General features: G+C 63.0%; 24 protein-coding genes and 1 pseudogene. 22 read left to right on the forward strand and 3 right to left on the reverse strand.

The genetic code is table 11. From position 1 onward, the window contains the following. Positions 1–19: 19 nt before the first annotated feature. Together rpoZ and CAP37_RS13820 are read left to right on the forward strand one after the other, a co-directional pair. Entirely contained in the window at positions 20–223 is a 204-nt protein-coding gene (gene rpoZ, locus CAP37_RS13815; RefSeq protein ID WP_056272051.1) for a DNA-directed RNA polymerase subunit omega, read from the forward strand. Positions 224–330: 107 nt separating this feature from the next. Beyond that, positions 331–2,580, forward strand: a complete 2,250-nt coding sequence (locus CAP37_RS13820; protein WP_086124694.1) for a bifunctional (p)ppGpp synthetase/guanosine-3',5'-bis(diphosphate) 3'-pyrophosphohydrolase — start codon at positions 331–333, stop codon at positions 2,578–2,580. A gap of 10 nt (positions 2,581–2,590) precedes the next feature. On the opposite strand, the gene greB is transcribed toward CAP37_RS13820, so the two are convergent. After that, the gene (greB, locus tag CAP37_RS13825; protein WP_086124695.1) at positions 2,591–3,154 is read right to left on the reverse strand and encodes a transcription elongation factor GreB; all 564 of its coding nucleotides are present in this window, start codon (positions 3,152–3,154) and stop codon (positions 2,591–2,593) included. 404 nt (positions 3,155–3,558) lie between these two features. Here greB and CAP37_RS13830 point away from each other — a divergent pair, with 404 nt between their 5' ends. Beyond that, entirely contained in the window at positions 3,559–3,711 is a 153-nt protein-coding gene (locus tag CAP37_RS13830) for a DNA-binding protein (RefSeq protein WP_082585723.1), read from the forward strand. A gap of 154 nt (positions 3,712–3,865) precedes the next feature. Here the strand turns inward: CAP37_RS13830 and CAP37_RS13840 are convergent, their stop codons facing one another. Then, a complete protein-coding gene (locus CAP37_RS13840; protein ID WP_056272060.1) occupies positions 3,866–4,636 on the reverse strand; it encodes an IclR family transcriptional regulator C-terminal domain-containing protein in 771 nt (256 codons plus the stop codon). Positions 4,637–4,787: 151 nt separating this feature from the next. Between CAP37_RS13840 and CAP37_RS13845 the strand changes: the two genes are divergently transcribed. From CAP37_RS13845 to CAP37_RS13890, 10 genes are all read left to right on the forward strand, one after another. Continuing rightward, on the forward strand, positions 4,788–6,047 hold the full coding sequence (locus CAP37_RS13845; protein WP_086124696.1) for a Rieske 2Fe-2S domain-containing protein: 1,260 nt from the start codon (positions 4,788–4,790) through the stop codon (positions 6,045–6,047). 5 nt (positions 6,048–6,052) lie between these two features. After that, a complete protein-coding gene (locus CAP37_RS13850) occupies positions 6,053–6,520 on the forward strand; it encodes an aromatic-ring-hydroxylating dioxygenase subunit beta (RefSeq protein ID WP_373271092.1) in 468 nt (155 codons plus the stop codon). Positions 6,521–6,527: 7 nt separating this feature from the next. Next, entirely contained in the window at positions 6,528–7,562 is a 1,035-nt protein-coding gene (locus CAP37_RS13855; protein WP_236944066.1) for a 2Fe-2S iron-sulfur cluster-binding protein, read from the forward strand. A 25-nt stretch (positions 7,563–7,587) separates the two neighbouring features. After that, complete coding sequence (locus CAP37_RS13860; protein WP_056272071.1) at positions 7,588–8,808, forward strand: cytochrome P450; 1,221 nt, start codon at positions 7,588–7,590, stop codon at positions 8,806–8,808. Between the two features lie 38 nt (positions 8,809–8,846). After that, positions 8,847–9,170 carry a 2Fe-2S iron-sulfur cluster-binding protein gene (locus CAP37_RS13865; protein WP_056272074.1) on the forward strand — a complete coding sequence of 108 codons (324 nt, stop codon included), beginning with the start codon at positions 8,847–8,849 and terminating at the stop codon, positions 9,168–9,170. Then, complete coding sequence (locus tag CAP37_RS13870; protein ID WP_086124697.1) at positions 9,170–10,345, forward strand: NAD(P)/FAD-dependent oxidoreductase; 1,176 nt, start codon at positions 9,170–9,172, stop codon at positions 10,343–10,345. Before CAP37_RS13865 ends, CAP37_RS13870 begins: the two co-directional genes overlap by 1 nt. Before the next feature lie 52 nt (positions 10,346–10,397). Then, positions 10,398–11,153 (forward strand): SDR family NAD(P)-dependent oxidoreductase, encoded by a 756-nt coding sequence (locus tag CAP37_RS13875; RefSeq protein ID WP_056272082.1) that lies wholly within the window; start codon positions 10,398–10,400, stop codon positions 11,151–11,153. A 14-nt stretch (positions 11,154–11,167) separates the two neighbouring features. After that, the gene (locus CAP37_RS13880; RefSeq protein ID WP_086124698.1) at positions 11,168–12,616 is read left to right on the forward strand and encodes an NAD-dependent succinate-semialdehyde dehydrogenase; all 1,449 of its coding nucleotides are present in this window, start codon (positions 11,168–11,170) and stop codon (positions 12,614–12,616) included. Positions 12,617–12,691: 75 nt separating this feature from the next. Next, complete coding sequence (locus CAP37_RS13885; protein ID WP_056272088.1) at positions 12,692–13,744, forward strand: TRAP transporter substrate-binding protein; 1,053 nt, start codon at positions 12,692–12,694, stop codon at positions 13,742–13,744. Further along, positions 13,741–14,691, forward strand: coding sequence for a PdxA family protein (locus tag CAP37_RS13890; protein WP_056272090.1), 951 nt, complete (start codon positions 13,741–13,743; stop codon positions 14,689–14,691). Before CAP37_RS13885 ends, CAP37_RS13890 begins: the two co-directional genes overlap by 4 nt. Before the next feature lie 45 nt (positions 14,692–14,736). Here CAP37_RS13890 and CAP37_RS13895 read toward each other — a convergent pair. Next, positions 14,737–15,039, reverse strand: a pseudogene (locus CAP37_RS13895) (ATP-binding protein); the annotation flags it as partial. Positions 15,040–15,349: 310 nt separating this feature from the next. On the opposite strand from CAP37_RS13895, the gene CAP37_RS13900 reads away from it, so the two are divergent. The 9 genes from CAP37_RS13900 (at position 15,350) to CAP37_RS13940 (ending at position 24,394) form a co-directional block, all read left to right on the forward strand. Next, positions 15,350–16,402, forward strand: coding sequence for a TRAP transporter substrate-binding protein (locus CAP37_RS13900; protein WP_086125001.1), 1,053 nt, complete (start codon positions 15,350–15,352; stop codon positions 16,400–16,402). 9 nt (positions 16,403–16,411) lie between these two features. Beyond that, a complete protein-coding gene (locus CAP37_RS13905) occupies positions 16,412–17,194 on the forward strand; it encodes an SDR family NAD(P)-dependent oxidoreductase (protein ID WP_056272093.1) in 783 nt (260 codons plus the stop codon). A gap of 8 nt (positions 17,195–17,202) precedes the next feature. Then, the gene (locus tag CAP37_RS13910) at positions 17,203–18,669 is read left to right on the forward strand and encodes an aldehyde dehydrogenase family protein (protein ID WP_056272096.1); all 1,467 of its coding nucleotides are present in this window, start codon (positions 17,203–17,205) and stop codon (positions 18,667–18,669) included. Positions 18,670–18,717: 48 nt separating this feature from the next. Next, positions 18,718–19,752, forward strand: a complete 1,035-nt coding sequence (locus CAP37_RS13915) for an aromatic ring-hydroxylating dioxygenase subunit alpha (protein WP_056272099.1) — start codon at positions 18,718–18,720, stop codon at positions 19,750–19,752. 34 nt (positions 19,753–19,786) lie between these two features. Next, positions 19,787–20,974 carry an ABC transporter substrate-binding protein gene (locus CAP37_RS13920; protein WP_056272102.1) on the forward strand — a complete coding sequence of 396 codons (1,188 nt, stop codon included), beginning with the start codon at positions 19,787–19,789 and terminating at the stop codon, positions 20,972–20,974. An 87-nt stretch (positions 20,975–21,061) separates the two neighbouring features. Continuing rightward, positions 21,062–21,925 (forward strand): branched-chain amino acid ABC transporter permease, encoded by an 864-nt coding sequence (locus tag CAP37_RS13925; RefSeq protein ID WP_086124700.1) that lies wholly within the window; start codon positions 21,062–21,064, stop codon positions 21,923–21,925. Then, entirely contained in the window at positions 21,922–22,914 is a 993-nt protein-coding gene (locus CAP37_RS13930) for a branched-chain amino acid ABC transporter permease (protein ID WP_086124701.1), read from the forward strand. Before CAP37_RS13925 ends, CAP37_RS13930 begins: the two co-directional genes overlap by 4 nt. Next, on the forward strand, positions 22,911–23,672 hold the full coding sequence (locus CAP37_RS13935) for an ABC transporter ATP-binding protein (RefSeq protein WP_086124702.1): 762 nt from the start codon (positions 22,911–22,913) through the stop codon (positions 23,670–23,672). Before CAP37_RS13930 ends, CAP37_RS13935 begins: the two co-directional genes overlap by 4 nt. Further along, positions 23,672–24,394, forward strand: a complete 723-nt coding sequence (locus CAP37_RS13940) for an ABC transporter ATP-binding protein (protein ID WP_370870142.1) — start codon at positions 23,672–23,674, stop codon at positions 24,392–24,394. The genes CAP37_RS13935 and CAP37_RS13940 overlap by 1 nt, the downstream gene beginning before the upstream one ends. The last annotated feature ends 2 nt before the right edge of the window (positions 24,395–24,396 follow it).

Here is a 24,396-nt window from a genome sequence, read left to right on the forward strand (position 1 = left end):
CATTTCCCGGAGCACGCCCATGGCCCGCATCACCGTCGAAGATTGTCTGGAAAAGATCCCCAACCGCTTTCAGCTCGTGTTGGCCGCCACCTACCGCGCGCGCATGCTCAGTCAGGGCCACGCTCCCAAGATCGAAAGCAAGAACAAGCCAGGCGTCACAGCGCTGCGCGAAATCGCTGAAGGCAAAATTGGTCTGGAGATGCTGAAGAAGGTTCCGCTCTGAGTCTTCGTCGACATCCTTCGGGACCCGAAAAACACCGCTTCGCGGTGTTTTTTTTCGCCTGAAATCCCTCTGAGGCGCGAGCTGGCGTCTCACGCTAAAGTACCGGGATGATGTCCACGGCCGACAACGGCACACTTTCTCCTCCTGTAGACCAGGCACATCCCGCCGCCAGCGCAGCTGCGGCCAGCTTTGCCGCGCTGCTGGGAAAGCTGGATTACCTGGGCCCTGCCGAGATCGAAAGCATCCGCCAGGCCTACCGTTTCGCCGACGAAGCGCACCTCGGACAGCTGCGCAAGAACGGTGATCCCTACATCACACACCCGATCGCGGTGGCGGCCCAGTGCGCCGAGTGGAAGCTCGATGCTCAGGCGCTGATGGCAGCCCTGATGCACGACGCCATCGAAGATTGCGGCGTGACCAAGGAGGAACTGGTGCAGCGTTTCGGCGCACCAGTTGCTGAGCTGGTGGACGGCCTCACCAAGCTGGAAAAGCTGGAATTCGATACCCGGGAGCAGAACCAGGCCGAATCCTTCCGCAAGATGCTGCTGGCCATGGCCAAAGACGTGCGGGTCATCCTGATCAAGCTGGCCGACCGCACCCACAACATGCGCACCATGGGGGACATGCCGCGCTCCAAGTGGCAGCGCATCAGCAGTGAGACGCTGGAAATCTACGCACCCATTGCTCACCGCCTCGGCCTGAATTTCACCTACCGCGAGCTGCAGGATCTGGCGTTCAGGTTCCTGCACCCCTGGCGCTACGAGGTGCTGATGAAGGCCCTGAACAAGTCGCGCACCCGCCGGCGCGACCTGATCGCCCGCGTGCAGCGCGAGGTCGAGATGGAATTCGGGCGGCACGGCATGGGCGTGCGCATCCTGGGCCGTGAAAAAACGCTGTACTCGGTCTATCGCAAGATGGACACCAAGCACCTGTCGTTCTCCCAGGTGACCGACATCTACGGATTCCGCATCGTGGTGCCGGAGCTGACCGACTGCTACACCGGCCTCGGCGTGCTGCACCAGCTTTACAAGCCCTTGCCGGGCAAATTCCGCGACTACGTGGCCATACCCAAGGTGAATGGCTATCAGTCTTTGCACACCACGCTGATCGGGCCCTTTGGCACCAACATCGAGTTCCAGTTGCGCACCCACGCGATGGACGTGGTGGCCGAATCCGGCGTGGCGGCCCACTGGCTCTACAAGGCCAGCGAACCCGGCAGTGACATGTCGCAGCGGCTGGGCACGCAATGGCTGCAATCGCTGCTCGACATCCAGCAGGAAACCCACGACGCCTCCGAATTCTGGGATCACATCAAGATCGACCTCTTCCCGGACGCGGTCTATGTGTTCACGCCCAAGAGCAAGATCATGGCGTTGCCGCGCGGCGCCACGGTGATGGATTTCGCTTACGCGATCCACAGCGACGTGGGCGACCACACGGTCTCTGCGCGCATCAATGGCGAGCAGCGCCCGCTCAGAACCGAACTCACCAATGGCGACGTGGTGGAAATCATCACGGCGGACAACGCCGAACCCAATCCGTCCTGGCTGTCCTTTGTGAAGACCGGACGCGCCCGTTCCAAGATTCGCCACTACCTGAAGACCGTGGCTCAGGACAAGTCGAACGACCTGGGCGAACGCATGCTCAGCCAGGCATTGCGGTCGGAAGGCCTCGCCAGCCTGCCAGCCGAGGATGGCCCCTACAGCGCCACGTGGGAGAAGTTGCTGCGCTTCACCGGCAGCAAGTCGCGCGATGAACTGCTCTCCGACATCGGCATGGGCAAACGGATTGCCAGCATGGTGGCCAAAAAGCTCGCCGTGCTGCTGGCCGAGACCGGCCTCAAACCCGATGCCCTTCTCATCAGCACCGAGCGCTATGCCAGTGGCCGAGACGAATCGGTGTCGCAGGGCGTGGTCACGCTCGACGGCAGCGAGGGCATGTCGGTGCAATACGCGCCCTGCTGCAAGCCCATTCCGGGCGACGGCATCGTTGGCTACCTGGGTCGCGGCGAAGGACTGGTGGTGCACGCCGAAGACTGCCCCACCGGCAAGCGTCTGCTGCTGCGCGACAGTGAACGATTCCTCGAAGTGGAGTGGGCCGATGAACCGGTGCGTTCGTTCGAAACCGCGCTGGTCGTGACCGTGGCGAATGGCAAAGGCGTGCTGGCTCGAGTGGCATCGTCCATCGCTGCCGCCGAAGCCGACATCACCCATGTGGACATGGGCGAAGAACCGGCTCAGACCGCCACCGACATCCGCTTCACGGTGGCGGTGCGGGACAGGCAGCATCTGGCCGACGTGCTGCGCAGCCTCAAGCGAACGACTTCGGTGATCAAGGCCCAGCGCTTCAAGCCCTGAAGGGTTCAGTTCAACTGCTCGCGGGAGGCGCGGGGTATTCCACTGAAAGAATCTCGAGCTCCTGCTGGCCACCCGGCACCATCAGGTGCACAACGTCACCCACCCGCGCCTTGAGCAAGGCCCTGGCCACCGGCGACACCCAACTGATCTGGCCCTGCGCGCTGTCGGCCTCGTCCGCTCCCAGAATGGTGACCGTGGACTTCAGGCCGGACGCATCCATGTAGCTGACCGTGGCGCCAAAGAACACTTGGTCGCTGCCGTGGTGCAACGAGCTGTTGACCACCTCGGCGATTTCCAGCCGGTGAGTGAGAAAGCGGATGCGCCGATCGATTTCGCGCAGGCGCTTCTTGCCATAAAGGTAATCACCATTCTCAGAACGGTCGCCGTTGCCCGCGGCCCAGTGCACCACATCCACGATGCGCGGCCGCTCCTCGTCGATCAGGCTGAAAAGTTCGGCGCGCAGCCGGTCGTACCCGGTCCGCGTGAGGTAGTTCTTGCCGTCCGGCACCGGCGGCTCGGGCAGATCGTCGTCGTCCTCGGTGGACTCAGATTCGCGGGTGAATGCCTTGCTCATGTGACGCAACTTCCCCAAAAGGAAAAAGCCCGCAGCTTTTGGCTGCGGGCTTTTATTTGGTGCGGCTGGCAGGAATTGAACCCACGACCCCTTGGTTCGTAGCTACCAGATCATCTGTAAGATGTTGATTTATATAGACTCTTTGACCGCTCATTGTACCAAAACTACCCTGTTTAGACATGTATTTCAGAGCCCAGTCCCGCAAAAGTCCCGCAGAGAAATTGCGTGCGAAGTCACATCGATCAGTTTCTGCGACCGGGGCGCAAACGTTTTCTGTAGCGTGAGCAGGCGCCCGGTGAGTGTTGTGAAGCGACAAAAATCCGGCCGCTCCTTGTGAGCTGTCAGGGAGATAGGTGTCGATAAATATATCTTATCGGCACTAATTTATATCAGAGAGCAGGGCGATGCCAACGAAAAGTACGAGAGTCTCCCGGGGCGTCCAAGTCGATGACGTTTGGGCCGCGGCCGACGGCGTGCTTGCCCAACGCAAGCGGCCCACGATCGAGCGCGTGCGCACGCACCTCGGTCGCGGATCCGCGCCGGCGCCGCCACCTTGAAGACTTCACCATTCACGTGCCGCAAGGTCGGTCAGAGCCCCTTTCTGCGCGAGTTGATCATTCCCTTTGGACGATCTGGATACGTCGTGTTGAGTTCCACTGATCTCTGCCGCTCTACGGGGGTCAGTTTTCAACGGAAGCCAACAGGCGGGCTCTACAACTGCAGTGCAAACGTCCTTCGTGCCACTTCAAGTTCTGGCATCAACTTGTTCACGACATCGTCGCGTGACATGCGCGAAGTGGCCACGGAAAGACTCATAGCCCCCAGCAACTCACCCTTTCCATTGCGCACCGGCACGGCAATGGAACGCAAGCCAATTTCCAGCTCTTCGTCACTCATCGAATAACCGCACTCGCGCGCAGCCTGCACCTCCTTCATCAGTGCCGCCACGTCAGTCTTTGTTTTCGGCGTAATCGCCTGGCGACTCATTCGCTGAAGGCGGAATTCAACCTCCTCGTCTGACATACCCGCGAGAAGCACTCGCCCGGTTGCAGAACAATAGGCGGGCAATCGCGCGCCGATACCGAGTCCGAAAGACAAGCTGCGCCGCTGAGTTGAGCGTGCAACGAAAACGACAAACTGCGAGTCCAGCACCGCCAGCGACGCGGACTCGCGCGTGCGCTCACTAGTGATCTCCAGGATGGGCTGCGCCACCTTGGTCAGGGGCGTAGAGTTCACGTAGGCGTGCACCAGCCGCAAGGTGCGCGGCTCGAGAAAAAAATGCCGCCCCGATGCTCGCGCGTAGCCTAGCTTGACGAGGGTAAGCAGGGCGCGGCGAGTCGAGGCCTTGCTGTGGCCTGTGATATCGGCCGCTTCGGTCAGCGTCAGAGGCGAATTGCTGACGCCGAAGGCCTCGATCAGGAGTAGGCCCTTCTCCAGACCCATGACGTATTCCTTGTCAACTGCACGCGCTTCATCGTCCATTTGCGGCCCACTCGAAGTTGAATAAGTTCGGTATTCGAACATTTTGCCGGATTTTGTTGACCTTCATCAACTCAAAAAATACAGTCGCGGTTCACCAAACGGTCAAAAGTTCGGTATCCGAATTCTTCCAAGGCAAGAACCCCACTGCATCATGAGCGTCACCGCCCCTGCGAATAGCGCACCCCTAACCTTCTGGCCACCTGGGAACCTCACCCGCGTGCCATACCACCTGTACCAGGAACCGGCCGTGCTCGACGCCGAGCAACAGCGCATCTTCGAAGGCGCGACCTGGAACTACCTGTGTCTCGAAGCCGAGTTGCCACAACCCGGCGGCTACCGCACGACGTTCCTCGGCCGCATGCCGGTGGTGGTGGCGCGCGAAAGCGACGGCGAGGTGTACGCGTTCGAGAACCGCTGCTCGCACCGCGGCGCACTGATCGTCCTGGACGACGGCGGCACCGCGCGTGACTTCCAGTGCGTGTACCACGCATGGCGTTATGACCGCCAGGGCAACCTCAAGGGCATCGCGTTCCAGAACGGCGTAAACGGAGAAGGCGGCATGGACCCTGCTTTCTGCATGAAGAGTCATGGTCCGCGCAAATTGAGAACGAGTGTGTTTTGTGGCCTGGTATTTGGCAGCCTGAGCGACGACGTGCCCGACCTGGAGGACTACCTCGGCCCGGAAATCGCACGCGGCATCTCGCGCGTGCTGCACAAGCCGGTGCAGATCCTCGGCCGCTTCAAGCAGACGCTGCCCAACAACTGGAAGCTCTACGTGGAGAACGTGCGCGACACGTACCACGCGAGCCTGCTGCACGTGTTCTTCACCACGTTCCGACTCAACCGCCTTTCGCAGAAGGGCGGCGTGGTGGTGAGCGAATGTGGCGGCAACCACATCAGCTTCTCCGCCATCGACCCCATCGCCGAAAATAGCGAGGACTACAAGACCGAGGAACTGCGTTCGGAGAAGGACGACTTCAAGCTCGAGGACGCCACGCTGTTGAAAGGAATAGACGAGTTCGGCGATGGCGTGACGCTGCAGATCCTCTCGGTATTTCCGGGCTTCGTGCTGGCGCAGATACAGAACACCATCGCGGTACGCCAGGTGCTGCCCGAAGGCCTGGAGACCACCGCCCTGAATTGGGTGTACCTCGGCTTCCAGGACGACACACCCGAGCTGCGCACCATGCGTCACAAGCAGTCCAACCTGATCGGGCCGGCCGGCTTCGTATCGATGGAGGACGGCGCTGTGGGCGGCTTTGTGCAACGCGGCATTGCCTCCGCTGGCGCGCAGGAAGCCATCGTCGAGATGGGCGGCGACAGCGTGCGCTCGCAGAGCAGCCGCACCACGGAAGCGTCCGTGCGCGGCTTCTGGAAAGCCTACCGCCTGCACATGGGAGCGGATGCATGAACGCGGTGATCGACACCGCGAGCGCGTTGGCGCTCAACGCGCATTGCGCGCGCTGCATCGACAACGACGAGCTCGAAGCCTGGACGCAGTTCTTCACCGAACACTGCCTCTACCGCGTGACCACCGCCGACAACCATGCGCAAGGCATGGAAGCCAGCCTGATCTACGCCGACTCGCGCGCCATGCTCAACGACCGCGTGCTCTCACTGCGCACCGCCAACGTCTACGAGAAACAACGTTACCGCCACCTGGTAGGCCTGCCCTCCCTGCTGGAGGACACGCCGCGCGGGCGCCGCAGCGAAACCCCGTTTGTGGTGGTGCGCATCATGCGTGGCGGCGAGACCAGCCTCTTCGCCACCGGGCGCTACCTCGACGAGCTGGTGATCGATGGAGGCGATACCCTGCGCCTGGCCAGCCGTGTGGTGGTCTGCGACAGCCACAACATCGACACGCTGCTGGCCATTCCCCTGTGAGCAAGCCGTGAGCACCCCGCACCTCATACGCATCGCCGGGATGGCCACCGCCATCCCCTGCGCCGCTGGTCAGACAGTGCTCGACGCAGTGCGACAGGCCGGCTACGAGATGCCGTTCTCGTGCAACTCGGGCGTGTGCGCCAGCTGCAAGGGCCGCGTCGTCTCGGGCCGGGTGAACCCCGGCGCGGCGGGTGAGCATACGCTCACGGCGGACGAGATCGCGCACGGACAGGTGCTGTTCTGCCAGGCGCGCCCGCTCACCGACATCGAGATCGAACCGCGCCAGATCGAGAAAACCGATCCGAACGCGCGCCGCCAGCTCGCCGCCAGGGTCATGCGCATCGACTTTCTGGCCAGCGACGTGGCGCGCCTCAAGCTGCGTTTTCCGGCGGGCGAGAAGGTGAAGTTCAAGGCCGGCCAGTACCTGCAGGTGCTGCTGCCCGACGGCCAGCGCCGCAGCTTCTCCATGGCCAACCCGCCGCACCAGAACGATGGCGCCGAGCTGCATATCCGCATGCTGGAAGGCGGCGCGTTCTCGCATTGGCTCGCGCACGACCTCAAGGTGGGTGACCACCTCCGGGTCGAACTGCCGCATGGCGACTTTCACCTGCGCGAGGGCAGCACCGCGCCCATCGTGATGCTCGCCAGCGGCACCGGCTTCGCACCCATCAAGTCGATGGTCGAGGACGGCCTGCGCCGGGGCCAGGCACGCGAGATCGCACTCTACTGGGGCGCGCGCACCGAGAAGGACCTGTACCTGCTCGACCTGGCGCGCGGCTGGGGAGAGCAGGCCGGCCTGCGCTTCGTGCCCGTGCTCTCCGAACCCGAGGCCGGCTGGAGCGGTCGCACCGGCTTCGTGCACCAGGCCGTGCTGCAAGACCACGACAGTCTTGCCGGCCACCAGGTCTACGCCTGCGGCGCGCCTGCCATGGTGAGCGCGGCGCGCAGCGATTTCGTCGAAACCCGCGGCCTGCCGCCCGATGCGTTCTTCTGCGACGCGTTCGTGGTGGCCCAGCCCCGCACCTCCGCGCTGACCGACTGAAGCACACCCGAAGAAGAGCCATTCCATGACCCATCCGAACCCCTACGACAACGTTCCCACCAGCGACTTCGACCCGTACGCCACCGAGGTGCTGGCCAACCCCTATCCCCACTACGAGCAGCTGCGCGAACTCGGCCCCTGGGCCTGGCTGGAGCGCTACGGCGTGCTTGCGGTCGCACGCCACGACGAAGTGCAGCGCATCCTGTCTCAGCCCGACATCTTCTGTTCCAGCGCGGGCGTGGGCCTTGCCAACTTCCACACCGAGACGCCCTGGCGCAAGCCCAGCATCATTCTCGAAGCAGACCCGCCCCACCACAGCCGCACCCGCAAGGTGGTGGCGCGCGTGCTCTCGCCCGCATCGATCGGACGCCTGCGCGCCACTTTCGAGGACGTGGCCGCGCGCATGGTCGACGAGCTCGTGGAACGCGGCTCGTTCGACGCCGCCAAAGAACTGTGCGAGGCCTTTCCCATTAAGGCCTTCGGCGACGCGGTGGGCCTGCCCGCCGAGGGGCGCGAGCACCTGCTGCCCTACGGTGACATGGTGTTCAATGGCTTCGGCCCGATCAACGAGCGTTTCCAAGACCGAATGAACAGCTCGGGCGAAGCGGTGAACTGGATCGCCAAGGTCTGCCAGCGCGACGCGCTCACGCCCGACGGCCTGGGCGCCCAGCTGTTCGCCGCCGCCGACGCGGGCGAGATAGGCCACGACGAGGCCGGCATGCTGGTTCGCACCCTGCTCTCCGCCGGGCTGGACACCACCGTGTTCACCCTGTGCAACGCCTTCACCAGCTTCGCGCGCAACCCCGGTCAATGGGCCCTGCTGCGCGACGACCCCTCGCTGGCGCGCCAGGCACTCGAAGAGGTACTGCGCTACGACAGCACCTTCCACTCTTTCTACCGCACCAGCACCCAGGACGTGGAACTCGGCGGCATCACCGTGAAGCAGGGCCAGAAGATCGTGGTGTTCATCGCCTCGGCCAACCGCGACCCGCGCCGCTGGCCCGAAGCCGACCGCTTCGACATCACCCGCCGCGCCACCGGCCACATGGCCTTCGGCACGGGCATTCATGGCTGCGCCGGCCAGATGATGGCGCGCCTCGAAGGCGAGATCGTGCTCACCGCACTGGCCCGCCGCGTGGCCTCGATCCGCCTCGACGGCGAACCGGTCCAGCACTTCAACAACACGGTGCGCGGGCTCAAGAGCATGCCCGTGACGGTCGAGCCGCTGCTGGCCGCCGTGCACTGACATCCCGCCCCATTCGAACTAGAAGAGAGAAACCCACGATGCCCCAGATCGTCTACGTACAACCCGACGGCTCCCGAGAAGCCGTGCCCGCCAGTCCCGGCGCTACCGTCATGATGACCGCTGTCGGCCACGGCATTCCCGGCATCGTCGCCGAGTGCGGCGGCTCCGCCATGTGCGCCACCTGCCACGTGTACGTGGACCCGGCCTCGATCGGCTTCCTGCCGCCCATCAGCGACGTCGAGGACGAAATGCTGGCCAGCGCCGCGGGCGAGCGCCGCGAACACAGCCGGTTGGGCTGCCAGCTCGCGCTGGCGCCCGGCGTGGACCAGCTGATCGTGCACATCCCGGAGCGGCAGGTCTGATGGCCCACGGCACCGTCATCGTCGGCACCGGGCAGGGCGGCTTCCAGCTCGCGGCCTCGCTGCGCGATTCGGATTATGCCGATCCCATCACCCTGGTCGGCGACGAGCCCGGCCTGCCTTACCAGCGCCCCCCGCTGTCCAAGGCCTTCCTTCAAGGCAAGGTGGACGACACCGGCCTGCTGCTGCGCCCGCCCCCGTTCTACCAGCGCATCGATGCCCGCGTGCTCGGCGGCACGCGCGTGGCGCGCATCGACCGCGCGGCGCGTGGCGTGCACCTCTCCAGCGGCCAGACCCTGCCCTACGACCACCTGGTGCTGGCCACCGGCGCGACCGCGCGCACCCTGTGCGTGCCCGGAGCGGGGTTGTCCGGCGTGCACGTGCTGCGCGGTCTGGAGGACGCGCGGCGCATCCGAGAGCAACTGGCCCGCGCGCGCTCGGTGGCCGTGGTCGGCGCCGGCTTCATTGGCTTGGAACTCGCGGCCGTGGCGCGCGGCCAGGGCCTGCCGATGCACGTGATCGAGGCCACGGCACGGCCCCTGCTGCGCGCCCTCTCCGAGCCCATGGCGCGACACCTGCAAGCCTTCCACGAAGCCCAGGGCACGCAATTCCACCTGAACACGCAGCTCGACGCCATCGAAGGCGAGGACGGCCGCGCCACCGGCCTGCGCCTGCTCGGCGGTGGCCGCATCGTCGCCGACCTCATCGTTATCGCGGTAGGCGTCACGCCCAACGACCAGCTGGCGCGCGACGCCGGGCTGGCGGTGGGCAATGGCATCGAGGTCGACGAGCTGCTGCTCACCAGCGACGCCGCCATCTCCGCGCTCGGCGACTGCGCGAACTTTCCGTTCGCGGCCGATGGCGGCTCCCGCGTGCGCATCGAGTCGGTACAGAACGCCGTTGACCAGGCGCGCTGCATCGCCGCGCGCCTGTGCGGTCAACCCCTGCCGTACGCCAAGGTGCCCTGGTTCTGGAGCGAGCAAGGCCCTTGCCGGCTGCAGATGGCCGGCCTGGCCGCGCCGGGCGACCGCAGCGACATCGAGGGCGATCCGGCCAGCGGCCGCTTTTCGGTGCTGCGCTACCGCGGCGATCAACTCAGCGCCGTCGAATCCCTCAACGACCCTGCCGCCCACATGCGCGCGCGCACGGCCCTCGCGCCGGTGCTAGCACCGACCTGAGCTCCCTCAGTCCCATTCGACATCCACACCTTCCCACAGAAAGAGACAACACATGACAGCAGCATCCCGGGTCATCGCGGTCACTGGCGGCGCCAGCGGCATCGGTTTCGCCTTCTCCGAAGCCCTCGCGCGCGCGGGCCACCAGGTCGTCATCGCCGACCTGCGCGGTGCCGTCGAAGCGGCCGAACGCCTCAGTGCCCAGGGCCTGAAGGCTATCGGCACGCAGACCGATGTGGTCAAGCCCGCCGACGTGGCGGGCATGGTCGAACAGGCCGTGAAGGCGTTCGGCCGGCTCGACGTGCTGGTGAACAACGCCGGCCTGTTCACCACGCTCACGCTCAAACCGTTCGACCAGATCAGCGACGCCGAGTGGATGCGGGTGATGGAGGTCAACACCCTGGGGCCTTTCGTGTGCGCCAAAGCGGTCGTGCCCGAAATGCGCAAGAACGGGTTCGGCCGCATCGTGAACATCGCGTCCACCACGCCGATCAAGGGCACGCCCAACATGCTGCACTACGTGGCCAGCAAGGGCGCGGTGATCGCGTTCACGCGCTCGCTAGCCCGCGAACTCGGCAAGGACGACATCACCGTCAACGCCATTGCCCCGGGCTTCACGCTGAGCGACGGTGTGCTCGACAACGACCTGCACAGCAAGATGGGCGACGTGGTGCGCAAGACCAGCCGCTCGCTGCAGCGCGACCAGGTGCCTGAAGACCTGGTGGGCGCCCTGCTCTTCCTAGCCAGCGACGGCGCGGGCTTCATCACCGGCCAGACCATCGCCGTCGACGGTGGCTCGGTATTCATCTGATCGGTTGACTCACCATGACCGACACCGCATACGGCAAGCCTTTCCTCTACATCGATGGCGAATTCATCGAAGGCGGCGACCGCCAACACCAGGACATCATCAACCCCGCCAACGGCGAGGTGATCGGCTCGTTGCCGCACGCGCGCCGCGACGACCTTGACCGCGCACTGAACGCGGCGCAACGCGCCTTCGAGAGCTGGCGCAAGAGTTCGCCGCTCGAGCGCTCGAAGGTGCTGCGCCGCGTGGCCGAGCTCACGCGCGAACGCGCACCGCAGATCGCCCGCCAGATCACTCTCGACCAGGGCAAGCCGCTGAGCGAGGCGCTGCTGGAGGTGACCACCTGTGCCGAACACGCAGAGTGGCACGCCGAAGAATGCCGCCGCATCTATGGCCGCGTGATCCCCGCACGCCTGCCCCACGTGCGCCAGCTGGTGCTGCGCGAGCCCGTGGGTGTGTGCGTGGCCTTCACGCCCTGGAACTTTCCGTTTAACCAGGCCATCCGCAAGATGGTGGCGGCGATCGGCGCGGGTTGCACGCTTGTGCTGAAGGGGCCAGAGGATTCGCCGGGCGCGGTGATCGCGCTCGCGCGCATGTTCCACGACGCGGGTCTGCCCCCGGGCGTGCTCAACGTGGTGTGGGGTGTGCCGGCCGAGGTGTCGGACCACCTGATCCGCTCGCCGATCTCGCGCAAGGTATCGTTCACCGGCTCGGTGCCGGTGGGCAAGCAGCTGGCGTCGCTCGCCGGCCTGCACATGAAGCGCATCAGCATGGAGCTGGGCGGGCACTCGCCGGTGGTGGTGTTCGACGACGCCGACGTGGACGACGCGGCCCATCTGCTGGCGCGTTTCAAGGCGCGCAACGCGGGGCAGCTGTGCATTGCACCCAGCCGCTTCTTCGTGCAGGAGAAGGTGTACGACCGCTTTCTCGACACCTTCACGAAAGCCTACGGTGGCTTGAAGGTGGGCGACGGCATTGACAAGGACACGCAGATGGGCCCCCTGGCGCACCTGCGCAGGGTCGATGCCATGGAAGGCTTGGTGGCCGATGCGCTGGAGCGTGGCGCGAAGCTGGCCAGCGGCGGCACGCGGCTCGCTGGCCCTGGCTACTTCTACCCGCCCACCATCCTCACCGACATTCCCGACGACGCGCGCCTGATGGTCGAAGAACCCTTCGGTCCGGTCGCGCCGATCACGCGCTTCAAGGACACCGACGAGGTATTGAAGCGCGCCAACGCCCTGCCCTTCGGCCTCACCGGTTTCGTTTTCACCGGCTCCATCAAGACCTCGGAGCGCATGGTCAACGGCCTCGAGGTGGGCATGGTCAACGTGAACCATTTCGGCATCACGCTGGCCGAGACGCCGTTCGGTGGCGTGAAGGACAGCGGCATCGGCAGCGAAGGCGGCAGCGAAACCTTCGACGGCTACCTCGTCACTAAATTCGTTTCGCAGGCAAGCCCTGCTTGATCACCAGTACTACAAGAAGCCAGCACCGCCCAGGGGGCCGGACCCGCCTTTCCCTTCAATCCAGGAGACAACCTCATGATGCAACGCAGAACCCTCATCAAATCGGCGGCGGCAGCCGCTTCCCTTGGAGCCCCCACCCTTGGCGTCTTCGCCCAGCAAGTGGTAACCCTGAAGTTCCATACCTTCATGGCGCCGACCTCGAATGTCTATCTCAATGCACACAAGGCATGGATGTCGAAAGTGGAGAACGACTCGGGCGGACGTATCCGCTTCGAGGGCTTTCCTGCCATGCAGCTGGGGGGCTCACCAAGTCAACTTTTCGACCAGGCACGGGATGGTGTTGTCGATATCGTATGGACTTTGGCTGGACTTACCCCCGGTCGATTCCCTCGGACCGAAGTGTTCGAACTGCCGTTCATGACCATGGACGGCATCGGAGCGTCGCGTGCCGCCTGGGAGTACCTCGAAACCCACGCCAGCGATGAGTTCAAGGACGTCCAACCACTCGCTTTTCATACCCATGGTCCAGGAGTGCTGCACTCGAAAAGCAAGGCCATCAACAGCGCTTCCGACCTGCGCGGCCTGAAGATGCGAGGGCCGACCCGCCAAGCGACTAAGTTGCTCGCAGCAGCAGGAGCATCCGCGGTAGGCATGCCGCTGCCACAGATTCCAGACGCGCTGTCCAAAGGCGTCATTGACGGCGCAGCCTTGCCTTGGGAAGTGATTCCTTCGGTCAAGGTGCATGAGCTTGTTCAGCACCACAGCGAGTTCGCGCCCGGCAAGCCAGCTCTTTACAACACGGCGTTTGTGATGGTGATGAACAAAAGAAAATATACATCGTTGCCTCCGGATATCAAAAAGGTGATCGACGACAACTCGGGCCTGGAAACCTCGGCTTGGTTCGGCAAGGTGCAACAAGATCATGACCCCATCAGTCGCAAGATGGCGACCGATCGAGGCAACAAGGTACACGTGTTCAGCGAATCGGAAACCAGCGAGTTTGTCAAACTGACTGGCACCATCGCCAGCGAATGGGTCCAGGAGATGGACAAGCGCGGGCAGGACGGTGCCAAGCTCTTGGCTGGCGCAAAGGCGCTCATTGCCAAACATAAACCAAAGGCTGCATGAGCGGCCTTGCGCGCCTGGCCATCTCGATCGGCGATCCGAACGGCATCGGACCGGAGATCACGCTAAAGGCACTTGCCACTCTGACAGAGTCTGAGCGCGACCGTATCACGCTGTTCGGCCCGAATTCGGTGCTGCGCCGCTGCGCCGAGCAATTGAACCTTAGCGGGATGCTAGATGGTGTTCGTTGCAACGAGGTAGGCGCCCTCGATCCGGCTGCAGCTGTACCTGGTCGCATCGACGCGGCCGCTGGCGCCTCGTCGGTGGCCAGCGCTACGGCGGCCATTCAGGCTGCGCAGGCTGGCGAGTTCGACGCCGTGATCGCCTGTCCTCACCACGAGACAGCGATCACGCAGGCAGGTATAGCGTTCAGCGGGTACCCCTCTCTTGTGGCGCGTGTGTGCGGCCAATCTGCCGACTCCGTTTTCTTGATGCTGGTGGGGGCGGGCTTACGCATCGTGCACGTCACGCTCCACGAGAGCGTTCAAACAGCACTTGATCGTCTGAGCACCGACCTGATCGTGCGCGCCACTCAGGCAGGCATCGTCGCGTGTCAGCGGCTGGGCGTGGAAACGCCTCGCATCGGCATGTTCGGTATCAATCCACACGCATCCGAAGGTGAGCTTTTCGGACCGGAGGACGCTCGCTTGATGGTGCCTGCGGTGGCGCAGCTGCGCTCAGCAGGCCACCATGTCAGTGGGCCCACAGGTGCAGACACGCTGTTGGCAAACAGGCAGCACGATCTCTATGTGGCCGTCTTCCACGACCAGGGTCACATTCCAATCAAGTTGCTGGCGCCCCACGCCGCAAGTGCCCTCAGCGTGGGAGGCAACGTCGTGCTGTCCAGTGTCGGGCATGGAAGTGCCATGGACATCGCCGGCAAGGGAATTGCCAGTCCCGAGGCCTTGCTTCGCACGATTTACCTGCTGAACTCCACGCTGAGCGAGTGACTTCTTAAATTTGACAGTCTCCTCCTATGGTCAACCCAAACTGCGCTAACAAAGTCGTTCGAATTCCGACTGTTCGGGTGCGATCGCGATTCGTGAGGCGGACTGCTTCAGACGGTAGCTCTTGCCTTCGAACCCCAGCGTCGAGCAGCGGTGTATCAGTCGATCAAGGATGGTGGTGGCCATGGTGACGTCAGCCAGGTACTTGCTCAGGTCCTGCACCAAAAGATTTGAGGTGATGACGATGGCGCGGCGCAGGTTGTAGCGCTGGTGAACGATGGCATAGAGGAGTTCGTCGCTGATGTCGGCGATGCGCCGGGCCAGAGACTGGTCATCTAGCACGAGCAGGTCCGAGGACTCCACACATCCCACGGCCTGCACGCTGGTGCTTGGCTGTGGCGCACATGAGGACTCGGTCCTTGCGGTTCTCGTCGTGATCTTGTGGATTTGGCGATAGCGCCGGATGTTTCGTGCCGACCCAGCCTAACAACATCGAAGGTCATTTTGGTAACCGCTCACGACGCCCCCAGTGTTTACCCTGATTTCGTGGAGTGAACATAACCGTAGAATGAACAACATAATCACCAGACGGACAATCCGGATTGCGAACTGGATCAAGTCTCACTTCCTAGGTACTCACGCCTTCTCCTCAATTCACCAAATGATCAACCGCAGAACCATCGTTCAGTTGGCAGTAGGGATGGCCTTGGGCGCTCCCTCGCTGACAGGCTTTGCTCAGCAGTCGATCACTTTGCGATTTCACACTTTCATGTCTCCCATGTCCAACGTATGGGTCAGCATGAACAAGGTATGGATGGAAAAGGTGCAACGGGAATCAGATGGGCGCATCCGGTTTGAGGCGTACCCCGCGATGCAGCTTGATGGCGCGCCTGTGCAGCCATACGACCAGGCACGGGATGGCGTGGCTGACATCGTTTGGACACTGACCGGCTATTCACCTGGAGGCTTTCCTTGCAGCGAGGTGTTTGTCCTGCCGTTCATGACGACCAACGCCGAGGCTACTTCCAAGGCTTTCTGGGAGTTCATCAAGACAAAAGCGTCCAACGAACACAAGGAAGTGCATCCCATTGCAGTGCAGGTTCATAGGCCGGGGATGCTCCACACCCGCGACCGCCTCTTTGAGGCTCCGTACGACTTGCGCGGCCTGAAAATGCGCGGTCCAACCAGACAAACTACGAAGATGCTGGGATACCTCGGCGCCAATGCTGTGGGCATGCCGCTGCCCAAGATTCCCGACGCACTGCAAAAGGGGCCTCTCGACGGTTGCGTGATCCCTTGGGATGTCGTTCCCTCCGTAAAGGTGCACGAATTAACGAAGTTTCACAGTCAGTTCGATCCAGGCAGTGGCGCGCTCTACACCACGACATTCGTGACGGCAACAAACAAACGGAAGTACGAGTCCCTGCCGCCAGATGTCCGGAAGGTGCTGGACCCCAACTCGGGCATAACCGCTTCTGCGTCCTTGGGGCGCGCCCACCAATGTGGCGACGACCCTGCCCGCAAGTTGGTGGAGGCACGCGGCAACGTGACCCATAACTTCGGGCAGGTCGAAGCCCAAGAGTTCAGGCGCGCAGCAAGCCAGGTAGAGGTCGAATGGGTCAAGGACATGGAGAGCCGCGGCTTCGATGGTCGCGATCTTTTGTCAACAGCCCGGGCCTTGATCGAAAAGCACACAAAAACTACCAAGACATAAAGACACTCCATGAATCAACTGCCCAAAGAAAACACCCCACGGCTGGCCAACCGGGTTGCGATCGTGACCGGCGCGGCGCAAGGTATCGGAGAGACATACGCTCGTGCATTGGCTCAAGAAGGTGCCTCCGTGGTCTGTGCCGATGTGCTGGACGCCACCGGGGTGGTCAACCAGATCATTGAGAAGGGTGGCCGGGCGGTGTTTGTCCACACAGACGTGACGTCCCGCGAATCGGTGGAGAAGATGGTTGGGTCCGCACTTCAGGCGTTCGGCCGCATTGACGTGCTGGTCAACAACGCCGCAATTTTCGGCAACCTTGCCCTCAAGCCGTTCGAGCAGATCGAGTCGACCGAGTGGGACAAGGTGATGTCCGTCAACGTGCGCGGCTCCTTCGAGTGCGCCAGAGCGGTCAGCCCCGTGATGCGTCAGCAGCGCTACGGCAAGATCATCAACATCGCCTCCGGCACGGTTTTCAAGGGCACGCCGCTCTTCCTGCACTACGTCACCTCCAAGGGCGCCGTGGTGGCGATGGCGCGCTGTCTGGCGCGTGAATTGGGTAACGACAATATCTGCGTCAATACACTGGCGCCGGGCCTGACCCTGAGCGCCAATGTCAGCGCAAATCCCGACTGGCAAGGCTCAATCGCTTCAGGCATCGTTTCGTCCCGCTGCATCAAGCGTGATCAGGTACCCGACGACCTGACCGGCACCTTGATCTACCTCGCCAGCGCCGACAGTGACTTTGTCACCGGTCAGGTGATTGTGGTTGATGGCGGATCGGTCACACATTGAGCACTCCTATGCACGCCACAGCAGAACTCTTGATCGATGGCCGGTGGATGCCCGCCAGCCAGGGCCTCGAAGTGCCCAGCCTGGACCCGGCCAACGGCAGCCAGATCGGTTGCTTCAGCGCTGCCACCCGGGCAGACGCAGAGGCGGCCATTTCGGCTGCACGCAGAGCCTTTGAAAAGCCCACGTGGGCCCAGTCGCCGCGGCTGCGGCAGAACGTGATGAACGAATGGGCAAGCCGGCTAGAGCACAAGGCTGAAGCACTGGCCCAACTGCTAACGCAAGAGAATGGCAAGGTGATCGCGCAATCGCGGGGTGAGCTGATGGGAGCCATCTCGGAGATCCGTTACTACGCGGGTCTGGCCCGGCACATACCAGGCCACGTGCTCGAGGTGGAACCCGGCGTATTTTCCACGATGCTGAAAGAGCCGGCCGGCGTCGCCGGCATCATCGTCCCTTGGAACGCTCCCGTGATCCTGCTTATCCGGTCGATCACCCCCGCGTTGGCCGCTGGCTGTACTTGCGTGGTCAAGCCTGCACCGCAGTCCGCACTCATCACCGCTGCGGTGATCAGGGAACTGGCCGACGTGACTGGACTGCCGCCCGGTGTGGTGAACCTGGTGAGTGAGCAAGGCCACGACGTGGCGCAGTTGCTCACCTCCTCGCCAGAGGTGGATGTGGTCAGCTTCACGGGCTCCAACCTGACGGGGCAGCGCATCATGGCCGCCGCTGCTCCCACTATGAAGAAACTGTCGCTCGAACTGGGTGGCAAGTCATGCTGCCTGGTTTTTGAAGATGCCGATATCGACCACATCGCGCCTCAACTGGCTGCCGCTGCGACGGTCATCTCTGGTCAGCAATGCACGGCGGCGCGCCGGGTGTTGGTTCACGCGTCACGCTATGAGGCGATGAAAAAAGCGCTGGCCAATGCACTGGCGGCAATCAAAGTGGCGCCCGGAAATACCCCGGGCGCCCAGATGGGTCCCTTGATCGATCTCTCTACCACTGAGTTGGTGCAACGTCGCATCGAGCAGGCGATGGACGACGCAGACGAAGTGATCCTGCGCGGTCAGCGTCTCGGCGGAAACCTGCGGCTTGGCGGGTTTGTCTCGCCCACCTTGGTCGCGCACCGGGATGCCAGTGCATCTTTTGTCCAAGAGGAGATTTTCGGCCCCTTGGTCGTGCTGGAAAAGTTTGAAACCGAAACCGAAGCGGTGGCGCGGGCCAATCACACCGAGTTCGGGTTGTCCGCGAGTGTCTGGACCGAGCAGGGCGCGCGCGCCTGGCGTATCGCTCGAGCGCTGCGCAACGGCACCGTTTGGATCAACGACCACAACAAGCTGTGCGCTGAAGCGGAGACCGGCGGCTATCGCCGCAGTGGCTTGGGCCGTCTCCACGGCTTTGACGCGTTGATCGATTTCACCGAGATCAAACACATCTATCAGAACGTAGGTGTGCTTGATCCACCCAAGGGCTGACTCCACAAGCCTGCCCGAATCCTTAGTACTTATAGGAGAGAACGAATCATGTTTCCCAAAAACACGTGGTATGTAGGCGCTACGCCCAGCGAACTCGATGGAAAGCCCCTTGGCCGCAAGATTTGCGGCGAGTCCATCGTGTTTTTCCGTGGCCCCGACAACAAGGTGGCCGCTGTCGAAGACTTTTGCCCCCACCGCGGTGCTCCGTTGTCGCTGGGCAAGGTTGAAAACGGCAAACTGGTTTGTGGCTACCACGGTCTGGAAATGGGTTGCGATGGCAAGACGGTTGCCATGCCATGCCAACGCGTGGGCGGCTTCCCCGCCGTGCGGACGTATCCCGTAGTGGAGCGCTACGGGTTCATCTGGGTCTGGCCTGGCGATGCGCAAGAGGCCGACCCCTCCAAGATCCACCATCTGGCCTGGGCCGATGACCCCGAGTGGGCCTACAGCGGTGGGCTGTACCACGTCAAATGCGATTACCGGCTCATGATCGACAACCTCATGGACCTGACTCACGAGACTTACTTGCACCCGAACTCAATTGGTCAAAAGGAAATCGATGAGTCGCCGCCCAAGACGCGGATGGATGGAGACTGCGCCATCACCGAGCGTTACATGGAGGGCATCATGGCGCCGCCATTCTGGCGTGCGGGCTTGCGCGGAAACAACCTGGCCGACGATGTTCCAGTGGACCGGTGGCAAATCTGCCGCTTCTATCCGCCAAGCCATGTGCTGATCGATGTGGGTGTGGCGCACGCGGGCAAGGGCGGCTTCAATGCAGACCCCAAGGTCAAAGCCTCCAGCACAGTCATCGACTTCATCACACCTGAAACCGAGTCCTCGACCTGGTACTTTTGGGGCATGGCCAGGAACTTCAATGCGCAGGACCAGGCGTTGAGCGAGCAGATCCGCACCAGCCTGAGCAAAGTTTTCTCCGAGGACCTCCAGATGCTGGAGATGCAGCAGCAGAACCTGGAGCGCAACGCCGGGCGCAAGCTACTGAGCCTGAACATCGATGGCGGTGGCGTGCAAGCCCGCCGCATCATCGATCGGTTGCTGGTTGCGGAAAAATCCGCTGCCTGATGTTTTCCCGATCCCACCACAACAGGAGACACAGATGAACTCACGGCGCTTTGTTTTGACACGAGGAGCCGCGCTGATCGGCGCGGCCTCCAGCGGCATTTTGTTGCCCCGGTGGGCGCAGGCGCAAACCAGCAATCTGCGGGTTGGCCTGATGCTGCCGTTCACAGGTACCTTTGCCCAGCCCGGTATCGCCGTCGAAAACGGCTTCCGGCTGGCGCTGGCGCAAAACGGCGGCAAGCTCGGTGGCCGCGAGGTGGAGTTCTTCAAGGTCGATGACGAATCCAATCCGGCCAAGGGCATCGAGAACGCGACCCGCCTGGTAATGCGTGACAAGGTCGACGTGCTGGTGGGTTCGGTGCACTCGGGCGTGCAGATGGGCATTCACAAGGTCGCACGCGATACAGGAGTTCTCAACATCATTCCCAATGCCGGCGTGCACGTGGCCACCCGGGCCCAGTGTGCGCCCAATGTGTTTCGAACCAGCTTCACCAACGCCCAGCCTACCCTGGCTTTGGGCAAGGCCATGGTCGACCGAGGCCACAAGAAGGCGGTGTGGATCACCTGGAACTACGCCGCAGGCGACGAGGCCTTTGAGGGTTTCGAAAAGAGCTACACCGAAGCCGGTGGCACCATCATCAAGAAGCTCGGCCTGCCCTTTCCCAACGTGGAGTTTCAGTCGCTGTTGACCGAGATTGCGTCTTACAAGCCCGACGCCGTGGCTTGCTTCTTCGCCGGTGGCGGTGCAGCCAAGTTCCTGCGCGACTACGCTGCGGCCGGCCTGAACAAGACGATCCCACTGTACGGCTCGGGCTTCCTGACCGAGGGCGTGCTCGATGCAGCAGGCGAAGCTGCCGAGGGCGTTCTCACCACGCTGCACTACAGCGACTCGCTGGATATCCCGCGCAACAAGCAGTTCCGCCTCGACTATGTAAAGGCGTTCAAGGCGCAGCCCGATGTGTATGCCGTTCAGGGATACGACGCGGGCTTGCTGCTCGTCAAGGGTGCCAACGCAGTCAAAGGCGACTTGTCGAACAAACCGGCACTGTACGCAGCGCTGGAAGGCGCCACCATCGACAGTCCGCGCGGGAAATGGACCATGAGCAAGGCCCACAACCCGATCCAGGACATCTACCTGCGCCAGGTGGTCAACAAGGACAACAAGGTGATCGGCATTGCTCAGAAGGCTGTGGCCGATCCCGCCACGGGTTGCCGCATGGGTTGAGTCTTTCGCGCCCCGGTTGTCCTCCAGCGGCGGAGTTCGTCCAAAAGATGTTCCGCCGCTTTTCTTCGTCCTTTTGTTCCTTAACTCATGGATTTCGCCAACTTCCTCATCCAGTTGCTCAACAGCCTGCAGTACGGCCTGTTGCTGTTCATGCTGGCCGCGGGCCTCACGCTGATCTTCGGGATCATGGGTGTGGTCAACCTGGCGCACGGCAGCTTCTACATGCTGGGCGCGTACATGGCCTGGTTCCTGGTCGGCCAGTTCGACAGCCTGGTGCTGGCCATTGTGTTGGGAACGGTGTTGGCTGTGGCCCTCGGGTGGTTTTTGGAGTGGTCGCTGTTCCGGCACTTCTACCACCGCGACCACCTCGACCAGGTGCTGCTCACCTTCGGCCTGATCTACATCTTTGAAGAGGTGCGCTCCATCCTCTGGGGCGACGACGTGCACGCAGTGCAGGTGCCGGAAATGCTCAACTGGTCGATCCCGCTGACCGAGAACCTCTCCTACCCGGTGTACCGACTGGTCATGTCGGGTGTGTGCATCGCGCTCGCGCTCGGCCTGTATTTGCTGATTTCAAAAACGCGTCTGGGCATGAAGATCCGCGCTGGGGCTTTCAACCGCGAGATGACCGAGTCGCTGGGCATCAACATCCGCCTGATCCACGGCGTGGTGTTTGCGCTGGGCGTGGCGCTGGCCGCCATCGCCGGCATGATCGCCTCACCCATTGCCAGCGTCTACCCCGGCATGGGCAGCTCGGTGCTGATCATGTGTTTTGTGGTGGTGGTCATCGGTGGCATCGGCTCGGTGCGCGGTGCACTGGTGGCTGCGCTGCTGGTGGGCCTGGTCGACACCTTCGGCAAGGTGCTGGTGCCGCAAATCGCGGGCATGGCGGTTTACATGTTGATGGCACTCGTGCTGCTCTACAAGCCCGAAGGGCTCTTCAAACAATGAGCTCTCCGAAAGCACAACTCGAAAAGATGCCACGCAGCATCCAGGCCGTCCTGGTGCTGGGCGCCATCGCGCTCGCTGCGTTTCCGCTCATCCCGCTCACGGGTGGCGAGTTCTACCAGCAGATGCTCTCGCAAATGATGATCCTGGCAATCTTCGCCATGAGCCTCGATCTGTTGCAGGGCGTGAGCGGCCTGGTGTCGCTCGGCCACGCGGCCTACTTCGGTCTCGCCGGCTACGCCCTGGCTTTCCTGACGCCGGCCGACACCCCCATCAGCTTGTGGTGGGCCCTGCCCGTCTCGGCACTGGGCGCAGGGCTGGCCGCGCTCATCATCGGCTTCTTCGTGGTGCGGACCCACGGCATCTACTTCATCATGGTCACCATGGCGTTTGCGCAGATGGTGTTCTTCCTGTTCTTCGACAACAAGGCGCTCGGCGGGTCCGACGGGGTGTATGTGAACTTCCGGCCCGACGCTTCGCTGTTCGGCTGGACCGGCATCGACCTGGAAAACAAGACCACCTTCTACTACTTCACGCTGCTGCTGCTGGTGCTGGTTTATGCCTTCCTGCGCCGACTGCTGTTCTCGCCGTTTGGCCGTGTGCTCGCCGGCATCCGCGTGAACGAGCACCGCATGCGCGCGGTGGGCTACAGCACCTTTGGCTACAAGCTCGCGGCCTTCACGCTGGCCGGTGCGTTGGCCGGTGTGGCGGGATTCCTGTGGGCTGCGCAGACTGGCTATGTGAACCCGGAGCTGATGGGTTTCCACATGAGCGCGCACGCGATCATGATGGTCATCCTCGGGGGCATGGGCAACTTCGCCGGTGCCATCGTGGGCGCCTTCGCGTTTGAATACGTGATGCACTTTTTCAAGGACCTCACCAAACACTGGCAACTGCTCATGGGCAGTTTCATCGTGCTGGTGGTGGTGTTGGCGCCGCGCGGCCTGCTGGGTCTTGTCAGTCAAATGACGAAGAAGCGAGGTGCGCCATGAGCGAACTCCTGCTCTCCGCCCGCAACCTCACCAAGCGCTTCGGCGGCCTCGCCGCCGTCAACGACGTGTCGGTCGATTTGCACCGCGGTCGTATCCACGCGGTGATCGGCCCCAACGGCGCCGGCAAGTCCACGTTGACCAACCTGCTCTCGGGCGACCTGCCGCCCACCTCGGGCCGCATCACGCTCAACGGCGTCGAGACCGCCGGCAAGAGCCCCGAGAAAATCTCGCGCCTGGGCCTGGGCCGCAGCTACCAGAAGACCAACATCTTCCTGCCCTTCACCGTGTGGGACAACGTGCGCCTGGCCGCACAGTCGCGCGAACGGCATGTGCCGTGGAACCCGCTGCGCTGGGTGTCCTCGGCCAGCGCCATGGGCGCGGTCAACGAGCGCTGCGAGCGCGCGGTCGAACTCGCCGGTCTGTCAAATCGCGCCAGCGTGGTGGCCGGCACCACCAGCCACGGCGAGCAGCGCCAGTTGGAGATCGCCATGACGCTGGCGACCGAGCCCACCGTGCTGCTGCTCGACGAACCCCTGGCCGGCATGGGCCAGGCCGAGGCCGAGAGCATGGTGGCGCTGCTGCTGCGCTTGAAAAAGGACCACGCCATCATGCTGGTCGAACACGACATGGACGCGGTCTTCACCCTGGCCGACCAGCTCACCGTGATGGTGAACGGCCAGGTGATCGCCAGCGGGACGCCGGCCGACGTGCGCGGCGATGCCGGCGTGCAGGCAGCCTACCTGGGTGAGGAGCATTGATGAGCGCATTGACGAACGCCTTGGTTGAGGCCAAGGGTCTCAACACCCACTACGGCGCCAGCCACATCCTGCGCGGCATTGACTTCACCGTCGGCCAGGGCCAGACCATTGGCTTGATGGGCCGCAACGGCATGGGCAAGTCCACGCTGCTCAAATCCATCATGGGCATCGTCAAGCCCAGTAGCGGCCAGGTGCATGTGAAAGGCCGCGACATGACCGGCGCACCCACGTTCGAGATCGCCCGCATGGGCCTGGCCTACGTGCCCGAGGGCCGTGGCATCTTCGGCAACCTGAGCGTGAGGGAAAACCTGGTGATGTCGGCGCGTGCCGGCACCAAGGGACAGCGCGACTGGACCTACGAGCGCGTGCTGGAAACGTTCCCGCGCCTGGCCGAGCGCCTGAACCACGGCGGGCAGCAGCTCAGCGGCGGCGAGCAGCAGATGCTCACCATCGGCCGTGCGCTCATGACCAACCCCGACCTGCTGATCCTCGATGAAGCCACCGAAGGCCTGGCGCCCCTGATCGCGCGCGAGATCTGGCGCATCTGCGGTCTGATCCGCGAAAGCGGCATCAGCAGCATCATCGTGGACAAAAACTGGAAACACGTCAGCCAGATCACCGACCGCAACGCGATCCTGGTCAAGGGCGAGGTGGTGTTTGAAGGCAGTTCCGAAGAGCTCCTGTCGAAGCCCGAACTGCTGGAGCAGCACTTGGGTGTATGAGA

Origin of the sequence: Hydrogenophaga sp. IBVHS1, assembly GCF_002127265.1 — a bacterium.
Taxonomy (GTDB): Bacteria; Pseudomonadota; Gammaproteobacteria; order Burkholderiales; family Burkholderiaceae_C; genus Hydrogenophaga.

Bases quoted from the DNA above. Each gene is read 5' to 3' on its own strand.
- rpoZ (WP_056272051.1), top strand. From the start codon at position 20: ATGGCCCGCATCACCGTCGAAGATTGTCTGGAAAAGATCCCCAACCGC.
- CAP37_RS13820 (WP_086124694.1), top strand. From the start codon at position 331: ATGATGTCCACGGCCGACAACGGCACACTTTCTCCTCCTGTAGACCAG.
- greB (WP_086124695.1), bottom strand. From the start codon at position 3,154: ATGAGCAAGGCATTCACCCGCGAATCTGAGTCCACCGAGGACGACGAC.
- CAP37_RS13830 (WP_082585723.1), top strand. From the start codon at position 3,559: ATGCCAACGAAAAGTACGAGAGTCTCCCGGGGCGTCCAAGTCGATGAC.
- CAP37_RS13840 (WP_056272060.1), bottom strand. From the start codon at position 4,636: ATGGACGATGAAGCGCGTGCAGTTGACAAGGAATACGTCATGGGTCTG.
- CAP37_RS13845 (WP_086124696.1), top strand. From the start codon at position 4,788: ATGAGCGTCACCGCCCCTGCGAATAGCGCACCCCTAACCTTCTGGCCA.
- CAP37_RS13860 (WP_056272071.1), top strand. From the start codon at position 7,588: ATGACCCATCCGAACCCCTACGACAACGTTCCCACCAGCGACTTCGAC.
- CAP37_RS13865 (WP_056272074.1), top strand. From the start codon at position 8,847: ATGCCCCAGATCGTCTACGTACAACCCGACGGCTCCCGAGAAGCCGTG.
- CAP37_RS13870 (WP_086124697.1), top strand. From the start codon at position 9,170: ATGGCCCACGGCACCGTCATCGTCGGCACCGGGCAGGGCGGCTTCCAG.
- CAP37_RS13875 (WP_056272082.1), top strand. From the start codon at position 10,398: ATGACAGCAGCATCCCGGGTCATCGCGGTCACTGGCGGCGCCAGCGGC.
- CAP37_RS13880 (WP_086124698.1), top strand. From the start codon at position 11,168: ATGACCGACACCGCATACGGCAAGCCTTTCCTCTACATCGATGGCGAA.
- CAP37_RS13885 (WP_056272088.1), top strand. From the start codon at position 12,692: ATGATGCAACGCAGAACCCTCATCAAATCGGCGGCGGCAGCCGCTTCC.
- CAP37_RS13890 (WP_056272090.1), top strand. From the start codon at position 13,741: ATGAGCGGCCTTGCGCGCCTGGCCATCTCGATCGGCGATCCGAACGGC.
- CAP37_RS13900 (WP_086125001.1), top strand. From the start codon at position 15,350: ATGATCAACCGCAGAACCATCGTTCAGTTGGCAGTAGGGATGGCCTTG.
- CAP37_RS13905 (WP_056272093.1), top strand. From the start codon at position 16,412: ATGAATCAACTGCCCAAAGAAAACACCCCACGGCTGGCCAACCGGGTT.
- CAP37_RS13910 (WP_056272096.1), top strand. From the start codon at position 17,203: ATGCACGCCACAGCAGAACTCTTGATCGATGGCCGGTGGATGCCCGCC.
- CAP37_RS13915 (WP_056272099.1), top strand. From the start codon at position 18,718: ATGTTTCCCAAAAACACGTGGTATGTAGGCGCTACGCCCAGCGAACTC.
- CAP37_RS13920 (WP_056272102.1), top strand. From the start codon at position 19,787: ATGAACTCACGGCGCTTTGTTTTGACACGAGGAGCCGCGCTGATCGGC.
- CAP37_RS13925 (WP_086124700.1), top strand. From the start codon at position 21,062: ATGGATTTCGCCAACTTCCTCATCCAGTTGCTCAACAGCCTGCAGTAC.
- CAP37_RS13930 (WP_086124701.1), top strand. From the start codon at position 21,922: ATGAGCTCTCCGAAAGCACAACTCGAAAAGATGCCACGCAGCATCCAG.
- CAP37_RS13935 (WP_086124702.1), top strand. From the start codon at position 22,911: ATGAGCGAACTCCTGCTCTCCGCCCGCAACCTCACCAAGCGCTTCGGC.
- CAP37_RS13940 (WP_370870142.1), top strand. From the start codon at position 23,672: ATGAGCGCATTGACGAACGCCTTGGTTGAGGCCAAGGGTCTCAACACC.